The organism is Albibacterium sp., assembly GCF_035514885.1.
Lineage (GTDB): Bacteria > Bacteroidota > Bacteroidia > Sphingobacteriales > Sphingobacteriaceae > Albibacterium.
On the sequence record NZ_DATJCH010000008.1, the window covers coordinates 29,383 to 45,812 of the forward strand.

At 36.1% G+C, this 16,430-nt stretch carries 18 protein-coding genes; 13 read left to right on the forward strand and 5 right to left on the reverse strand.

Annotated elements, in window-relative coordinates; translation table 11 throughout:
* Positions 1-114 precede the first annotated feature (114 nt).
* Complete coding sequence (locus tag VL047_RS02360) at positions 115-1,020, reverse strand: WYL domain-containing protein (RefSeq protein WP_325358137.1); 906 nt, start codon at positions 1,018-1,020, stop codon at positions 115-117.
* Between the two features lie 568 nt (positions 1,021-1,588).
* On the opposite strand from VL047_RS02360, the gene VL047_RS02365 reads away from it, so the two are divergent.
* Positions 1,589-1,879: a hypothetical protein gene (locus VL047_RS02365; RefSeq protein WP_325358139.1), complete on the forward strand. Its 291-nt coding sequence runs from the start codon at positions 1,589-1,591 to the stop codon at positions 1,877-1,879.
* 99 nt (positions 1,880-1,978) lie between these two features.
* Positions 1,979-2,299, forward strand: coding sequence for a hypothetical protein (locus tag VL047_RS02370; protein WP_325358141.1), 321 nt, complete (start codon positions 1,979-1,981; stop codon positions 2,297-2,299).
* Between the two features lie 224 nt (positions 2,300-2,523).
* On the opposite strand, the gene dnaA is transcribed toward VL047_RS02370, so the two are convergent.
* On the reverse strand, positions 2,524-3,951 hold the full coding sequence (gene dnaA, locus VL047_RS02375) for a chromosomal replication initiator protein DnaA (protein ID WP_325358202.1): 1,428 nt from the start codon (positions 3,949-3,951) through the stop codon (positions 2,524-2,526).
* A gap of 371 nt (positions 3,952-4,322) precedes the next feature.
* Complete coding sequence (locus VL047_RS02380) at positions 4,323-5,873, reverse strand: acyl-CoA mutase large subunit family protein (RefSeq protein WP_325358143.1); 1,551 nt, start codon at positions 5,871-5,873, stop codon at positions 4,323-4,325.
* Positions 5,874-5,990: 117 nt separating this feature from the next.
* On the opposite strand from VL047_RS02380, the gene VL047_RS02385 reads away from it, so the two are divergent.
* Both VL047_RS02385 and VL047_RS02390 read left to right on the forward strand, forming a co-directional pair.
* Positions 5,991-6,341: an iron-sulfur cluster assembly accessory protein gene (locus VL047_RS02385; RefSeq protein ID WP_325358145.1), complete on the forward strand. Its 351-nt coding sequence runs from the start codon at positions 5,991-5,993 to the stop codon at positions 6,339-6,341.
* 67 nt (positions 6,342-6,408) lie between these two features.
* The gene (locus VL047_RS02390) at positions 6,409-7,293 is read left to right on the forward strand and encodes a UbiA family prenyltransferase (protein ID WP_325358147.1); all 885 of its coding nucleotides are present in this window, start codon (positions 6,409-6,411) and stop codon (positions 7,291-7,293) included.
* Here the strand turns inward: VL047_RS02390 and VL047_RS02395 are convergent.
* Positions 7,290-8,234 carry an NAD(P)-dependent oxidoreductase gene (locus VL047_RS02395; protein ID WP_325358149.1) on the reverse strand — a complete coding sequence of 315 codons (945 nt, stop codon included), beginning with the start codon at positions 8,232-8,234 and terminating at the stop codon, positions 7,290-7,292. The two genes, VL047_RS02390 and VL047_RS02395, sit on opposite strands and share 4 nt — an antisense overlap.
* Complete coding sequence (gene rsmA, locus VL047_RS02400; RefSeq protein WP_325358151.1) at positions 8,231-9,007, reverse strand: 16S rRNA (adenine(1518)-N(6)/adenine(1519)-N(6))-dimethyltransferase RsmA; 777 nt, start codon at positions 9,005-9,007, stop codon at positions 8,231-8,233. The genes VL047_RS02395 and rsmA overlap by 4 nt, the downstream gene beginning before the upstream one ends.
* A gap of 121 nt (positions 9,008-9,128) precedes the next feature.
* Here rsmA and pdxA point away from each other — a divergent pair, with 121 nt between their 5' ends.
* From pdxA to rpiB, 9 genes are all read left to right on the forward strand, one after another.
* Positions 9,129-10,187 (forward strand): 4-hydroxythreonine-4-phosphate dehydrogenase PdxA, encoded by a 1,059-nt coding sequence (gene pdxA, locus VL047_RS02405; protein ID WP_325358153.1) that lies wholly within the window; start codon positions 9,129-9,131, stop codon positions 10,185-10,187.
* 112 nt (positions 10,188-10,299) lie between these two features.
* A complete protein-coding gene (locus tag VL047_RS02410) occupies positions 10,300-10,836 on the forward strand; it encodes a DUF177 domain-containing protein (RefSeq protein WP_325358155.1) in 537 nt (178 codons plus the stop codon).
* A gap of 21 nt (positions 10,837-10,857) precedes the next feature.
* Complete coding sequence (gene rpmF / locus VL047_RS02415) at positions 10,858-11,049, forward strand: 50S ribosomal protein L32 (protein ID WP_325358157.1); 192 nt, start codon at positions 10,858-10,860, stop codon at positions 11,047-11,049.
* A 94-nt stretch (positions 11,050-11,143) separates the two neighbouring features.
* A complete protein-coding gene (gene plsX / locus VL047_RS02420) occupies positions 11,144-12,082 on the forward strand; it encodes a phosphate acyltransferase PlsX (protein ID WP_325358159.1) in 939 nt (312 codons plus the stop codon).
* A 15-nt stretch (positions 12,083-12,097) separates the two neighbouring features.
* Entirely contained in the window at positions 12,098-13,087 is a 990-nt protein-coding gene (locus VL047_RS02425) for a beta-ketoacyl-ACP synthase III (protein WP_325358161.1), read from the forward strand.
* Between the two features lie 58 nt (positions 13,088-13,145).
* Entirely contained in the window at positions 13,146-13,628 is a 483-nt protein-coding gene (accB, locus tag VL047_RS02430) for an acetyl-CoA carboxylase biotin carboxyl carrier protein (RefSeq protein WP_325358163.1), read from the forward strand.
* Between the two features lie 45 nt (positions 13,629-13,673).
* Positions 13,674-15,014: an acetyl-CoA carboxylase biotin carboxylase subunit gene (gene accC, locus VL047_RS02435; protein ID WP_325358166.1), complete on the forward strand. Its 1,341-nt coding sequence runs from the start codon at positions 13,674-13,676 to the stop codon at positions 15,012-15,014.
* Between the two features lie 75 nt (positions 15,015-15,089).
* A complete protein-coding gene (gene tatC, locus VL047_RS02440) occupies positions 15,090-15,968 on the forward strand; it encodes a twin-arginine translocase subunit TatC (RefSeq protein WP_325358168.1) in 879 nt (292 codons plus the stop codon).
* Between the two features lie 5 nt (positions 15,969-15,973).
* Entirely contained in the window at positions 15,974-16,417 is a 444-nt protein-coding gene (gene rpiB, locus VL047_RS02445; protein ID WP_325358170.1) for a ribose 5-phosphate isomerase B, read from the forward strand.
* Positions 16,418-16,430 lie beyond the last annotated feature (13 nt).

Genomic DNA, 16,430 nt, shown 5'->3' on the forward strand with positions numbered 1-16,430 from the left:
GCCGTCGCTTCCATATCTTTGCTTTTTGGATTTTTATAACGCTTTATTGATTAACAACAAAGATAAGAATGAACCAAGACAAGAGATGTCTGAGTAAACCCTAGCTATAAGTATTTAGTTGTATTGTTCGAATGCTTTTAGGTGGGCTTCTTTTATTTTTATTATCAATGATTCAGGCTCAATCACTTTCATGTTGGCACCAAAAGAGATAAGCTCTTTTAGAAAATCAAACACAACATATACTCTCAAATAAATACGCAACTCCTGGTCATTGTCAATCAATATTTCTTGACTATGGTGCAAGGGTAAGGTTTTTATGTATTTCCCTTGTTCTTTGGTAAAGGACAAGATTACGTCTTCGGGTTCTAAATATTCTAAGTCGGTAATGATTCCATAGCTGTCTCGGAATCTTTCTTTTGGATCAAAATCTGTAGGGTATTTATAATTCTTTTTGGTAATATCAATCTCCTCTAATCTATCTAGAGCAAAGGTTTTAATCTTTTCGTCTTTTAAGTCTTTGGCTATTAAATACCATCTTTTTTTAAACTCTTTAAGCATATATGGATGGGTTTTCTTCAATGAAGGTTCCTCCTGCCAAAATGATTTGTATTGAAAATTAAGCTGACAACGACCTTTTATTGCATGCAATAAACCATGGAAATTCTCCATTCCTAAAGATTTTCCCTCTTCAAAACTTAAGAAATCAGACATTCCTGAACTTAAATTCAAGGTATTGTAAATTTCGAAAGCTTCTAAAGTGCGATTACCTAGTTGACTATTATGATCAGATTCCTTAATAAAATACTTTTTCTTCGAAAAATCAAATTCAATCTGTATTTCAAAGACTGCTAAAATAGCTTCTTTGTCTCTCAAAAGTGTTCGTTCAGACACACGAAGATTAAGCCCTGTAAGTTCCGATTTTCGATCTAAATATTCTTCTATTTCTCTGCGACTTGCTGGTGCTTTTTTTAATATATTAACGATAGTAGTTAATCGTGTCATTTCATCTATTCTTGCCATGCGATCCTTTTTTATAAAGGTAAGCAAGAAGTCAGACAAGACATGTCCGATATAAATAATTAAAATAATATAAGAATGTATCTGGTTGCCTGTTATCGCATCCTTTTTACAAGTTACTATTAATCTTTTCCAAAAACGCTATCATAGCTCATACTATTGCGATTAAAATCAGAAGGAGAAGTTTCTATTCTTACGGTCAACAAAGTCTTGTAATCGGGTCTATAGTAGCCATTTCTGTATTTTAATTTTAGTACTTATCTGCGTCGTAATATGGCGCACCCGACCCTTATGTTTGTTACAAATTATATAATATATGAAGCCGCAACCAAAATTTATAGCTGCTATTTGGATATTCGGTCCGTACAAGAATAAATGAAGTAATCGGTAGGACTTTTCTGACAAGTGAGGCTTACTGGTTTCGCTAGACTAAATCAGCCTGTATAAACAATGTGGCTTTCGATGATATCTAAATAAAAAAGTTACGGATAGAAATTATTAGAGTCAAATGGTTATCTTCATAATCTCAGTTAACATTAAATTTTAAACCAACCAAAAAAAATAAAAGCAAATGAATTTAGCAGCAGAAAAATTATATCACCAAGCTATTGAAAAATGGAAAAATGATGTAGCCGATACATGTGATAACTTAGCAAAAAATTCTTCCTATGATCTTGATTTAGATTTTTATGTATTTCAATCTTCTGTTAGGTTTAATCCTCCATTATTAATAATTGGCGCAAATCCTGGTGGATCGACAAGTTACTCTTTGGCTAATAAAACTAATAATAGATCTAGAAGAACCGGGCTGGATTTGGGTTATGAAGAAAATCAATTTCTAAACAACCCTGCATGGCGTTAAAATTCTTTATGCAACCTTTTATCTGGCGAAAAACTACGTCCAATATTTGAAGATGCAGTTATCACAAATGTCACTTATTTCAATACGAATAAGTTTGAAATGCTAAAAAAGAGAACTGGGGCAAAAGACGCTATTGCTTATTGCCAAAAAGCAAACAAAGAATTAATCAGTATTTTACTGCCGAAAAACATTATCCTTATGGGAAACATTGCATTAAAAGAGCTAACCCCCTTTTTTGACAAACCTATCATTGCAGTTTTAAAGACAAAAGATGAAAAATCTGCACTCATAAGACAAACATCAATTAATGGAATTCCAACTTTTTGGATTCATCACCCATCAATGAACAAAAAATTCAATACTGGAGAGAATTTAGCGCTTAAAAAGAAGAAACTTGAGGATATTGTCGAATATAATTAAGAAATAAAATGCAATTCTCAATTCAACAAGAATTGATTCTTGTTGAATTGAGAAGATCGTCCGCACTTTAATGTTTATGGTATTTATTTTCATATTAAATACCATAAACATTGAAGACATTTTTAGATTCAATTATACAGCTTAATCAAAATAAGCAGATGATTTTCTTTGGTGTATTAATTCGCTATCAATGTCAGTTCTCAGTTCAACAAATATTTTTCTAATTAACTAAGCTTTAATTTCTTTTGAATATCCTGAACATAAGATTTAAATTTCTTATCAGTTTCAATCAAATCTACTACTGTCTGACAAGCATATATCACAGTAGAATGATCGCGACCTCCAAAGAAAGCACCAATCGACTTGAGGGAAGTCTTGGTATAGCTCTTAGCCAGATACATTGAAATCTGACGTGCTTGAACAATCTCACGTTTACGGGTTTTAGATTTAACCATTTCTACAGGCACCTCAAAATAATCACAAACTAACTTCTGGATGTATTCAATTGAGATTTCTTTATGGCTGTTTTTAATAAAGTTCTTCAGCATTGATTTAGCAAGATCTAAATCAATTTCCTTTTTATTAAGTGTAGATTGTGCTAGTAAAGAAACCATTGCACCTTCTAATTCACGGACATTATTATCAATGTTATTGGCAACATACTCAACAACTTCGTAAGGCAATTCAATTCCATCAGAATACATTTTCTTTTGAAGAATGGCCATTCTGGTTTCAAGATCAGGAACTTGCATATCTGCAGAAAGTCCCCATTTAAAACGACTAAGCAGGCGTTCTACCAATCCTGATAAATCTTTTGGTGGTTGATCGGAAGTCAAGATAACTTGCTTTCCTGATTGATGAAGGTGATTGAAGATATGAAAGAAGATATCTTGTGTCTTTTCCTTACCGGCAAAGTTATGTACGTCATCCATAATAATGACATCCATTACCTGATAGAAGTTTACGAAATCATTGATGGTTCTATTCTTTAAAGAGTCAACGAATTGCTGACAGAACTTTTCACAGGAAACGTAGATAACTAATTTATCAGGGAAGTTCTTCTTTATTTCATTTCCAATGGCTTGTACTAAATGGGTTTTACCAAGTCCAACACCTCCATATACCATTAATGGGTTAAAGGATGTACCGCCTGGCTTCTGCGCTACAGCGTAGCCCGCAGAGCGTGCTAAGCGATTACAATCTCCTTCAATGAAGTTGTCAAAGGTGTAGTTCTGATTTAATTGAGGGTTTACCTGTAATTTCTGCAATCCAGGTATAACAAAAGGATTCTTTATATCTCTGTTTAATGCAACAGGTACCGGAATAGATTGTTTATTGCCGGCTGCACCATTTCCATTTGATGGTATATTGGTTGTATAAGGATTACTATTAGATGATTTCTCAACAACTATATTATATTCTAATCTCGCATTTTCTCCAAGTTGTTGTTTAACGGTTTTACGCAGTAGGTTAACATAATGTTCTTCAAGCCATTCGTAGAAAAACAAACTAGGTACTTGTATCGTCAGTACATCCCCTTCTATCTTCAAGGCTTTTATTGGTTCAAACCAAGTACTAAAACTCCGGGCAGGTATGTTATCTTTTATAACCTGAAGGCAATTATTCCATACGTTTATACACGTTTTTTCTATACTCATTTTGTTAATATTCTGATTTACAATACTAGTGGGTGTAAATGTTAATAACCCATCGGAGTACCGAAGGTCTCAAAAAAAATGTATTAAAAAAAGATAAATCTCAACTATTGATTATTTCATTAATAATCAAGTAGATAAGCTTCCATTTCGCTTACAATTCAATCTTTTGAGATTGGATATTTTAATTATTAACATTTGCTTTTTTCACTCTAGGATACAATAAATAATTGGCAAAAATCATTGTATTTTCTGCTTTTTAAGATAGCAATTTTATAGGCAGTTTTCCAAGAAAAAAATACATTTAATTGTAGTTGATTGAATCTCATTATTTTGAAACGGCTAACCTTAAGTAACTCTTCTTTTCCTTAAGGTCTAAACTCTCCGAAAATTCGCCTTAAAACATCCGAAATTTCACCTAAAGTTGCGTAACATTCCACTGCATTCAAAATAAACGGCATTGTATTGCTACCTTCTTTTGCGGCTTGCTCCAAATTGTTTAAGGCATTTTTGACGGCTTCAGCAGAGCGGGAACTTTTTAGAGTTTGCAGTTTTTTAATCTGCAGCTGACGAATATTATCATCAACTCGGAATACTTCTTTTACTGCAAGGGTTTCTTCTGTATACTTATTAACTCCTACTATAATCTGCTCTCCATCTTCTACTGCTCTTTGAAAATCATAAGCAGCCTTTGCAATCTCATCCTGCATGTACCCTTTTTCTATCGCCTTTACCGCCCCACCCATTTCATCAATTCCTTTTATATACTCAAAAGCTGCCGACTCTATCTCGTCGGTTAGAGTTTCAACAAAATAAGACCCTCCGATAGGATCCACAGTATCCACTACTCCGCTTTCAAAAGCAATGATCTGTTGCGTTCTAAGAGCCGTTTTTGCAGCCTCTTCCGTTGGAAGAGAAATAGCTTCATCGTAACCATTGGTATGAATGGATTGAGCACCGCCCAATACAGCTGCCAAAGCTTGATTACTTACCCGAACAATATTATTTAAGGGTTGTTGGGCCGTTAATGTGGAACCACCTGTTTGTGCATGGAAACGCAAAGACTGGGCTTTTTCACTCGTAGCTCCTAGATCGCGGGTTATTTTAGCCCACATTCTGCGTGCTGCTCTGAATTTCGCAATCTCCTCGAAGAAATTATTATGACAGTTAAAGAAGAAAGATATGCGAGAAGCAAAAACATTAATATCTAGTCCTTTCTCAATAGCTGCTTTTAAATAGGCTTTACCATTAGACAGAGTAAAGGCTAATTCCTGAACTGCAGTAGAGCCTGCTTCGCGAATATGATATCCTGATACTGATATAGTATTCCATTTAGGGAGTACCTTGCTGCAATATTCAAAAATATCAGTTATTAAACGCATGGAAGGTGCGGGAGGATAAATATAGGTACCACGAGCGACGTACTCTTTTAAAATATCATTTTGTACGGTGCCTGAAAGCTCACGCAAATCAGCGCCTTGCTTCTTTGCTAAGGCAATATACATAGCCAGTAAAATTGCTGCTGTCGAGTTAATGGTCATGGATGTAGTAATTTTCTCAAGAGCAATACCCTCAAAGAGGAGTTCCATATCTGCCAATGAATCAATTGCAACTCCAACTTTTCCCACTTCGCCATCAGCCATATCATGATCAGAATCATATCCGATTTGAGTAGGTAAATCAAAAGCAACCGACAAGCCTGTTGTTCCCTGGTTTAATAAATAATGATAGCGTTTATTAGATTCTTCTGCTGTTGAGAAACCTGCATATTGGCGCATCGTCCACAAGCGACCTCTATACATGGTCTTTTTAACTCCCCTCGTAAAAGGAAATATCCCGGGAAGCTCTTCCATAGGTTTGCAGGTTTTATAAACCTCCTTTATTTCTATTCCTGAAGATGTTTGCTTTTCCGTGCTCATATTTTTGATTTGATCTTATTAACTCAATAAGGTATTAATGTTTGCATTTAGTCAAAATGCATCTTTGTAAACAAAAATGAACATTTAGCTGTATATTTGTATATAATATAATGAAATATGGTAAATGAAACTTCAACAATAGCTCCGGTAAGTCTTACGGGAGGTGCCGTTAAGGAATTACTAAAATTGAAAGACCAGCAAGAGATCGGTGAAGATTTTGGATTAAGAATTGGCGTAGACGGAGGTGGTTGCTCCGGATTAAATTATGTTTTAGGCTTTGATCAAAAGAAGGACGGCGATTCTGAATTCTTCATCGAAGGAATTCGGGTGTTTATGAATCAAGCCCATGGAATGTACCTGGCAGGAATGCAAATAGATTTTCAAAGCGGATTGAATGCTAGGGGTTTTATTTTTAATAACCCGAACGCAGAATCAACCTGTGGTTGCGGAACTTCTTTTTCAGCATAGTCCATAAAGAGAAATTCTAGAAATCCTAAACCAGGCGTTCTAATATTTTTCACGTATATCCTAATTAATGCGTTATACTTGGCTTAGGCGACCTTTAGACTTTATTCTATTTAGCAATTTATTTATTGCCTGTTGCGCTATGGCACAAGGAGCACTGACTTACATGCTCCTAAAAGCACCCCTTGATTTTACAGTTATTGCTATATTAGGATGTGCCACGCTGTTCTTGTATAACTTTAGTATGATTTTAGCACGTCCTAAAGACCCTGCAAGCTCACCACATCGCCGAGTACATTGGATTTATGCACACTATAAGCTTGTAGTTACTTTAACCGTTTTATCTGCCATTACTTTAATTCCTTTAACCTTGCAATTAAGTATTGGCACTATAACACTCTTGTTCTTTATTGGGCTGCTGGCACTTTCTTATAGCTTTCCGCTTTTTAAAGACAAGACAAAACGTGTAGGCTTAAGGAATTTACCAGGTGCCAAACTGTTTATCATATCAATGGTTTGGGCACTAAGCTGTGTATGTGTGCCTATTATAGAATTAAAAAGTTCTGGAACCTCGGTATCATTGATTGCTCTTTTATTACTAACTACCAAACGCTTCTTATTTGTTACTGCAATTACGATTCCCTTTGATATCCGCGATTTATTTCAGGATAAGCAATATAACCTGAAAACACTCCCTGTAATTTTAGGAGAAAAGAAGTCGGCTTTATTTTGCCAGGCTTTATTAATCGTATATATTGTATTATTACTCATCTTCGTACCCCAGCTCACCCTCGCTATTGCGGGATTAATAGCAGTAACCTTATTAACAGGATGGCTAATCTTTAAATCAAGATGGGAGAAAGATGAATATTATTATTTCTTCTATCTGGATGGGACACTCATACTTCAATTTCTGAGTGTCTTTATCTTACAATATTTTTCAGTTGGTTTTTAAACCAGCTTTGCTATCTTTTCCGCCAGTACTTTGGAGAGTTTAAAATAAGATTCTACAGACCACCCTGCAACATGAGGGGTAAGAATAACATTATCGAAGGTTATCAGCTTTTTATACCAACTCGTTTCGTAAAGTGCAGGAAACTTCTCTATCGGTAGGACATCAAAAGCAGCTGCAACGATCTTATTATTTTCCAAGGCCTCAATCACATCTTCAACATTTGCCACTGGACCTCTTGATCCATTAAGGAATAAAATCTGCTTTTTAAAACGTGATATAAATTCCTTATTTATTAAACTTTTAGTTTCACTCGTTAAAGGCATATGAAGACTTAGCACGTCTGCCTTCTCGAATAACTCATCCATTTGAACCTCTTTTGCATAAGAATCACTGAAGCCCGATTTGTATTTATCATAAGCAAGAACCTCCACATCAAAACCTGATAGTTTTTTAGCCATTGCCTGGCCATTATGTCCATATCCAATAAGTCCAACTGTTTTACCACCTAACTCATTGCCTCTATTTTTTTCTCGCTGCCATAGACCATTTCTCACTTCGTTATTCCCAACCGTAATTTTATTTAATAAGGCTAAAAGCAGCCCCATCATATGCTCAGCCATTGCATCACAGTTCCCTTCTGCAGCTGAAAATAAATGAATGCCTCGCTTTTCAGCATAAGCTTGATCAATGTTATCAATTCCGGATCCGGAACGGCCGATAACTTCCAAATCAGGTGCGGCATCTATCATTTCTTCATCTACTTTAAATTTTGAACGTACTATAAGTCCATTATAATCTTTAATAATAGGAAGCGTTTCTTCTCTGGAAATAGTAGGTCTGTAATCATATTCTATTCCAGCAGCCTGAACCATTTCCATAAAAACAGGGTGGAGATCGTCTACTATTAATAAACGAAGAGGGGTTTTAATTAAGGTATTCATCGTGTTTCTGATATTGCATTTGTAAGAGTAACAAAATCTTGAACGGATAACCGTTCTGCTCGCAATTCAAGAAATGAGTTTTCTTTCATTGCTTCTTTATTAATTAAGGAAGAAAGTGCATTGCGCAATGTTTTCCGACGTTGATTAAATCCAGCTTTAACAACTTGCCAGAATAGTTTTTCATCACAATCTAGTTTCTCAATCTGGTTTCTTTCTAAACGAATAACACCCGATAGAACTTTGGGTGGTGGATTAAAGGCGCCCGCTTTTATGGTAAACAAGTACTCTAGTTTGAAGTAAGCTTGTAAGAACACACTTAATATTCCGTATTCTTTAGTACCGGGGCTTGCTACACAACGTTGTGCTACTTCCTTCTGGAACATACCAACAACTTCAACCACCTGATCACGCTCTTCTAAAACTTTAAATAGAATCTGTGAAGATATATTATAGGGAAAATTGCCAATAATAGCAATCTTTTCATCAAATAGTTTTTTAAAATCCAGGTTTAAGAAATCACCTAGAATTAGTCGGTCTCCTAGTTCAGGGTACTTTTCTTTTAAATACTGGACTGATTCTGCATCGATATCAATTAACCAGGTTGAATACTCTTTCTTCTCTAGCAAAATATCCGACAGGATCCCCATCCCTGGGCCTACTTCCAGAACTTTTTCAAATCGACCTTCATTTTGCAATGCATTAACAATTCTATTTGCCGCATTCTTGTCTGTTAAAAAATGTTGCCCTAGATGTTTTTTTGCGCGAACCGTCATTCAGTAGATGTTAAATTTCATCAAAGGTAATTGAAATTTATAAATCAATAAGACGAATAGACAGCATAATATTGAATTAATCTATCCTTTTTCATACTTTTGGCAATCCTATGTAAAAGATATGAGCGATAAAAAGATAAAAGTCGGTATTTCTATTGGTGATGTAAATGGCATCGGTATGGAAGTCATTATTAAAACATTCGCTGATAATCGTATGCTTGATTTTTGCACACCCATCGTTTATGGGAACACTAAAATAGCTTCTTATTTCCGCAAGAACGTTGGTTTATCTGACTTCAGTTTCAATGTTATCGCTGATGCCGATCACGCCAATGAGAAGAGAGCAAACATTATTAATTGCTGGGAAGAGGATGTGAAGATTACACCGGGTGAAGCAAATGAAACTGGTGGCAAATACGCTTTTATATCTTTAGAGAGTGCGGTAAATGATCTTACCGAAGGGAAAATTGATGCTTTAGTAACAGCACCTATTAATAAGAAATCGATTCAAAGCGAATCTTTTAATTTTCCGGGACATACTGAATATCTGCAATCAAAAGCAGCTACTGAAGAATCTCTCATGTTTATGATAGGTGACGATTTACGTATCGGGGTAGTAACGGGCCATGTTCCTGTAAAAGAAATAGCCCAAAACATTAACCAGGAAACCATTGTCTCTAAATTAGTTTTGATGAATCAGAGTTTAAAGAATGATTTCTGGATTGAGAAGCCTAAAATTGCTGTATTGGCGTTAAATCCTCATGCCGGAGACGACGGTTTAATTGGCATGGAGGAAAAAGAGATTATTGAACCGGCAATAGAAAAGGCCCATGAAGAAGGTGTATTTGCTTTCGGCCCTTATCCCGCAGACGGTTTCTTTGCAGGGAATGCCTATAAAAAATTCGACGCAGTGTTGGCTATGTATCACGATCAAGGTTTAATTCCTTTTAAACATATTGCATTCCATAATGGCATCAACTTTACAGCAGGCTTACCTTTTGTGCGCACCTCTCCTGATCATGGAACTGCATTCGACATTGCAGGTAAAAACATGGCATCTCCGGAGTCTTTTAGAGAAGCAGTCTTTGCCGCAATAACAATTGTAAAACAAAGAAGAGAACAATTGGAGCTATTATCAAATCCATTAAAAGTCAGAAGATTGTCGCGTGATAGAGATTAAGGTATTATTGGATCAAATTCACCCTCTATAAAATTTCAAAAAAAGGTATTACGTAAAATACTTTCACAAGTTATAAATATTCCATAAATTTGCGGGCTCAAATATCGTAGCTTTGAACTATTTACAAAACTATCATATTCCATATACAGGTCTGAAATTAGGTCAGCATGTTTTCGAATATGAGATAGATAAGCGTTTTTTTGATGAATTTGAATACTCTATTGTTAAAGATGGAAGATTAAAATTGTCTGTAACTCTTGATAAGCAAGAGACATTGATGATTGCAAACTTTGACATTAAAGGGTTTATTGACTTGAGTTGTGATTTATGTTTAAGCAGTTTTCCAGCCGAAACAACAATCAACGAGCGAGTTATAATAAAATTCTCTGAACATGAAGAGATAAGTGAAGACACGGAAGAGATATTGGTTTTATCAAAGCGAGATCACGAGTTGGATATATCACCGTTAATATATGAGTATATTAATCTGGCAGCCCCTTTTAACAGTCGCTGCGATGATCCCGGAAATAAATCGACCTGTGATAAAGAGATGATTGACAAGATTAATGATTTGTCAATTGACAATAAAGAGAGTGAACAAAAAAGTACTGACCCACGATGGGAGGCACTAAATAAAATTAAGAAATAATAATTAATAATTTAAACAGAGATGGCACATCCAAAACGCAAGGTTTCTAAGTCAAGAAGAGATAAAAGAAGAACACATTACAAAGCTGTAGCACCTAGTCTTACAACCTGTCAAACAACAGGTACTGTACATTTGCCTCACCGAGCTTATGATGTAGACGGTGTTTTATACTATAATGGCAAAGTTCTTATTGAGAATACTGCACTTGCATAAATTTATTTTTCTAACGTAAGACATCCCCGGGTTCACTAAAAAAGTGTTACCTTGGGATGTTTTTTACTATTTTTAAAAAAATAAATAAAATAGAATGAAGATTGGCTTAGACATTATGGGGGGTGATTTCGCTCCAAAAGCAATTGTTTTAGGAGCCATAGAAGCTCAAAAAGAATTATCGTCAGATCAAAACCTCGTTCTCATCGGTGATAAAGACCAGGCGCATTTAATTATTAAACAAGCAGGTGCTAACCCTGACATGTTTGAATACGTTCATACAACTGAGGCAATCGGGATGAATGAACATCCAACCAAAGCTATTACACACAAACCAAATGCTAGTATATGTTTAGGATTCCAATTACTTAAAGAAGGAAAACTAGACTCTTTTGCCTCTGCAGGAAACACCGGCGCCATGCTGGTAGGTGCTATGTTTAGCGTTAAAAGCATACCAAACCTTAATCGGCCAGCTATTGCATCTAATATTCCAAAAGAGAAGAGTGGCTATGGTATTCTACTTGATGTAGGAGCAAATGCTGATTGTAAAGCTGAAACATTAGTCCAATTTGCCGTTCTAGGCAGTTTGTTTGCAGAACATATTTATAATGTTCCTAACCCCAAAGTAGGTTTGATTAACTTAGGTGAAGAAGAAGAGAAAGGCAATAATCTGACACATGCTGCGTATCCTTTATTCAAAGAAAAAGAAGGTATTAATTTCATTGGAAACATTGAAGGTCGGGATTTATTCAATGATAAAGCCGACGTAATGGTCTGTGATGGATTTGTAGGGAACATCATGCTTAAGCTTGCTGAATCTTTTCATAACTTGGTTGAGGAAAGAAACTTCAAAGACGATTTCTTCGATCGGTTTAACTATGAACAGTACGGGGGAAGCCCAATTTTAGGAGTTAATGCCCCTGTTATTATAGGTCATGGGATATCGAGTCCTAAAGCAATAAAAAACATGATTTTACTATCGCGGCTAATGATTGAATCAAAAATAACCGATAAAATAAGAGCTGCCTTTAATTAAATTTATAAAATAGAAATGTCTAAAATTCGCGCTGCAATAACTGCTGTAAATGGCTATGTTCCTCCCTACATCCTCACCAACCAAGAATTGGAAACGCTTGTCGATACCAACGATGAATGGATTGTTTCACGGACAGGAATTAAAGAACGTCGGATTCTAAAAGATGGTGATAAAGCAACCTCAGATTTAGCTGTACCCGCAGTACAAGGTTTGCTGGAGAAAAGAGGTATATCAGCTAAAGAGATTGACTTAATAATTTTCGCGACAGCAACGCCTGACATGGTATTTCCAGCAACAGCGAATATCTTAGCTGATAAAATTGGTGCTTCGAATGCTTGGGGATACGACCTACAGGCAGCTTGCTCTGGCTTTATATATGCATTAACTACTGGTGCTCAGTTCATTGAATCAGGTCATCATAAAAAGGTATTAATTGTTGGTGGTGATAAAATGTCATCTATTGTAGACTATACAGATCGATCAACCTGCATTCTTTTTGGTGATGGATGTGGTGCAGTTTTACTAGAACCTGATACAGAAGGAAACGGCGTTATAGACTCTGTATTAAAAAGTGACGGAGCAGGCAGAAATTATTTATATCAAAAGGCAGGCGGTTCTTTGAACCCGGCCAGCCATGAAACAGTTGATGCCAGAGAACATTTTATTCATCAGGAAGGCCAACAAGTATTTAAATTTGCGGTCACCAATATGGCAGATGCTGCTGGTGAAATTATGGAACGGAATAACCTTAAGGGAGATGACGTAACCTGGCTGGTACCCCATCAAGCTAATAAGAGAATTATTGATGCTACCGCAAATCGGATGAATATTGGCTCTGAAAAAATCATGATCAACATTCAGAAATACGGAAACACAACAAATGGAACAATTCCTTTATGTTTATGGAATTGGGAAAACCAACTTAAAAAAGGTGATGTTTTGGTTTTAGCCGCTTTTGGTGGTGGATTTACGTGGGGATCTATTTACTTGAAATGGGCTTATTAAAAGCTTATTTACTATATTTAAATATAACATTGTTAAACGATTATAATAAATGACATCAATGGATATTAAACAAATTCAAGATCTAATCAAGTTTGTTGCCAAGTCGGGCGTAAACGAAGTGTCTATAGAAGAACAGGATTTTAAAATCACTATTAAGACAAACAAGGAACCGACGTATGTAAATGCGACTTTACCTTCTGTACAAGCTATACCGGCACCAGTACCAACCCCTGCAGCTGCACCTGCTATTGCAGCAGAGCCAGCTTCACCTTCTGCGCCAACCACTGACGACACATCAAGATTGATCACAATCAAATCTCCGATGATTGGTACGTTCTATCGTTCATCAAGCCCTGACAAGCCTTTGTTTGTAAATGTAGGTGATTCTGTATCTACAGGTGATGTAATCTGTATTATTGAAGCAATGAAGCTTTTCAATGAAATAGAATCAGAGGTGTCTGGAAAAATAGTGAAAGTTCTGGTTGAGAATGCACAGCCTGTTGAATATGATCAGCCTCTATTCTTGGTAGATCCTAATTAACAACAATTGATGAACTCCTGCTATTAAAAGCAAAATAAAACGTATATGTTTAAAAAGATACTTATTGCTAATCGTGGTGAAATTGCACTACGCATTATTAGGACCTGTAGAGAAATGGGCATAAAAAGCGTAGCGGTTTACTCTACTGCTGACCGTGACAGTTTACATGTTCGTTTTGCAGATGAGGCTGTATGTATTGGTCCGCCAACAAGCAAAGACTCCTATTTAAATATCCCCAATATATTATCAGCCGCAGAATTAACAAATGCTGACGCCATTCATCCTGGATATGGCTTCTTATCAGAAAATGCTAAATTTTCTGCTACATGCGAAGAGTATGGTATTAAATTTATCGGTGCAACTGCTGCGCAGATTAACGCAATGGGCGACAAAGCCTCTGCAAAGGAAACAATGCAAAAGGCGGGTGTTCCTACCATACCAGGTTCTAAAGGATTAATTAGAGATATAAAAGAAGGTATAAAAATTGCCAATGAGACTGGCTACCCTGTTATCTTGAAAGCTACTGCTGGTGGTGGCGGAAAAGGAATGCGGATTGTTTGGAAAGATAGCGAATTTGAAAGTGCATGGGATTCTGCTAGACAAGAAGCTGGAGCGTCATTTGGTAATGACGGGCTTTACCTTGAGAAATATATTGAAGATCCACGCCATATTGAAATACAAATTGTTGGTGATCAATTTGGAACTGTTTGTCATTTATCTGAACGTGATTGCTCCATACAAAGAAGACATCAAAAATTAGTTGAAGAAGCTCCTTCTCCTTTCATTACAACTGAATTAAGGAAGAAAATGGGTGATGCAGCTATTTTAGGTGCAAAAGCTGTGAATTATGAAGGTGCGGGAACAATCGAATTCTTAGTTGACAAGCATAGGAATTTCTATTTTATGGAGATGAATACACGGATTCAAGTGGAACATCCTGTAACAGAAGAGGTCATAAACTTTGATTTAATAAAAGAACAAATTAAGGTGGCAAGTGGAGTTCCAATATCCGGAAACAACTATGAACCAACCATGCATGCTATCGAATGCAGAATTAATGCTGAAGATCCGTTTAATAATTTCAGACCGTCACCAGGAACAATCACAAACTTTCATTCACCAGGAGGCCATGGAGTACGAGTAGATACACATGTTTACGCTGGCTATACCATCCCTCCGTATTACGATTCAATGATTGCCAAATTGATCTGTACAGCACAGACCAGAGAAGAAGCTATTTCTACGATGGAACGAGCATTGAGTGAATTTGTAATTGAAGGTGTCAAAACTACCATTCCACTTCATTTACGTTTAATGGCAGACCCTAACTTTAGAGCAGGGAATTTTACAACTAAATTCATGGAAACCTTTGACCTATCTGAATAGCTTTTTGACAGATGATAAATAATTTTAAAATACCATTCTTTATTTTTAGAATGGTATTTTAGCTTTTTAACAATTATGAGCGATACAAATAGTAAAAAACTACTAGATGCTATAAAGCAAAAAGGCAAGAACCTGGAAGCCGAAATGTCCTTTTTTGAACATTTAGAGGTTTTACGATGGCATTTAATTCGTGCAGCTATCGCTGTTTTCGTTTTTATGGCTCTCGCTTTCGTCTTTTATGACTTTATTTTTGATGATCTTATTATGGGACCATTAAGAACTGACTTCTGGACATATAGAATGATGTGCTTAATGGCAGACAGGTTTAGTTTAGGTCCTGACTTCTGTGTAACTGAAATTCCTATTAACCTAATTAATACTGAACTGGCCGGCCAGTTTACTTTACAAATAAACTCATCTCTTCTAATTGGTGTAATGGTTGGTTTCCCTTACATGCTATACGAGATCTGGCGCTTTGTTAAACCGGCACTGTCAGATATCGAACGGAAATCTGCTCGTGGGTTTGTCTTCTTTGCGAGTATGCTTTTCGCCATTGGTGTACTATTCGGCTATTATATAATTTCAGCACTATCAGTAAATTTCTTAGGAAACTTCCAAGTAAGTAATGAAGTTACCAACCAAATAACAATTACTTCTTATCTATCATCCATTGCTACAATTTCATTGGGATCAGGTATCGTTTTTGAGTTACCAATCATTATCTTTATACTATCTAAAATTGGGGTTATGACTCCTCAGTTTATGCGTGCTACCAGACGATATGCTTTTATTGTTATCCTAGTTATAGCAGCAATTGTAACACCGACTCCAGATGTAATTACGATGTTGGCTGTTACTTTCCCATTATTGCTATTATATGAAATCAGTATTATCGTTTCAGAGAACGTACAAAAACGTAAACTAAAAAAAGAAAAAGAATTCTTTAATTCATAAAAAAAATGGACACCTTAAAAAATATTGCAATAGGCGCAGATCACGCGGGATATGAATATAAAGAGGCTCTAAAAAACTATATCCATGAGCTAGGATTCACTTCAAAAGATTTTGGAACACATAGTACCGAATCTGTCGATTATCCTGACTTTGCACATCCCTTGTCAGAAGCAGTAGAGAGCAAAGCTCAAGGATTCGGAATTTTGATTTGTGGAAGTGCGAACGGTGTGGCAATAACGGCCAATAAACATCAGGGAATACGCGCTGCACTTTGTTGGAATAAAGAAGTGGCGGCCCTTGCCAGGCAACATAACAATGCAAATGTAGTATGTATACCAGCAAGGTTTGTAACTATTGAAGAAGCCAAAGAGATCGTTAAAACTTTTCTTTCTACAGCCTATGAAGGAGGGCGCCATGATAATCGGGTAAATAAAATATCCACCTGTTAAGAGTTTCTACTCT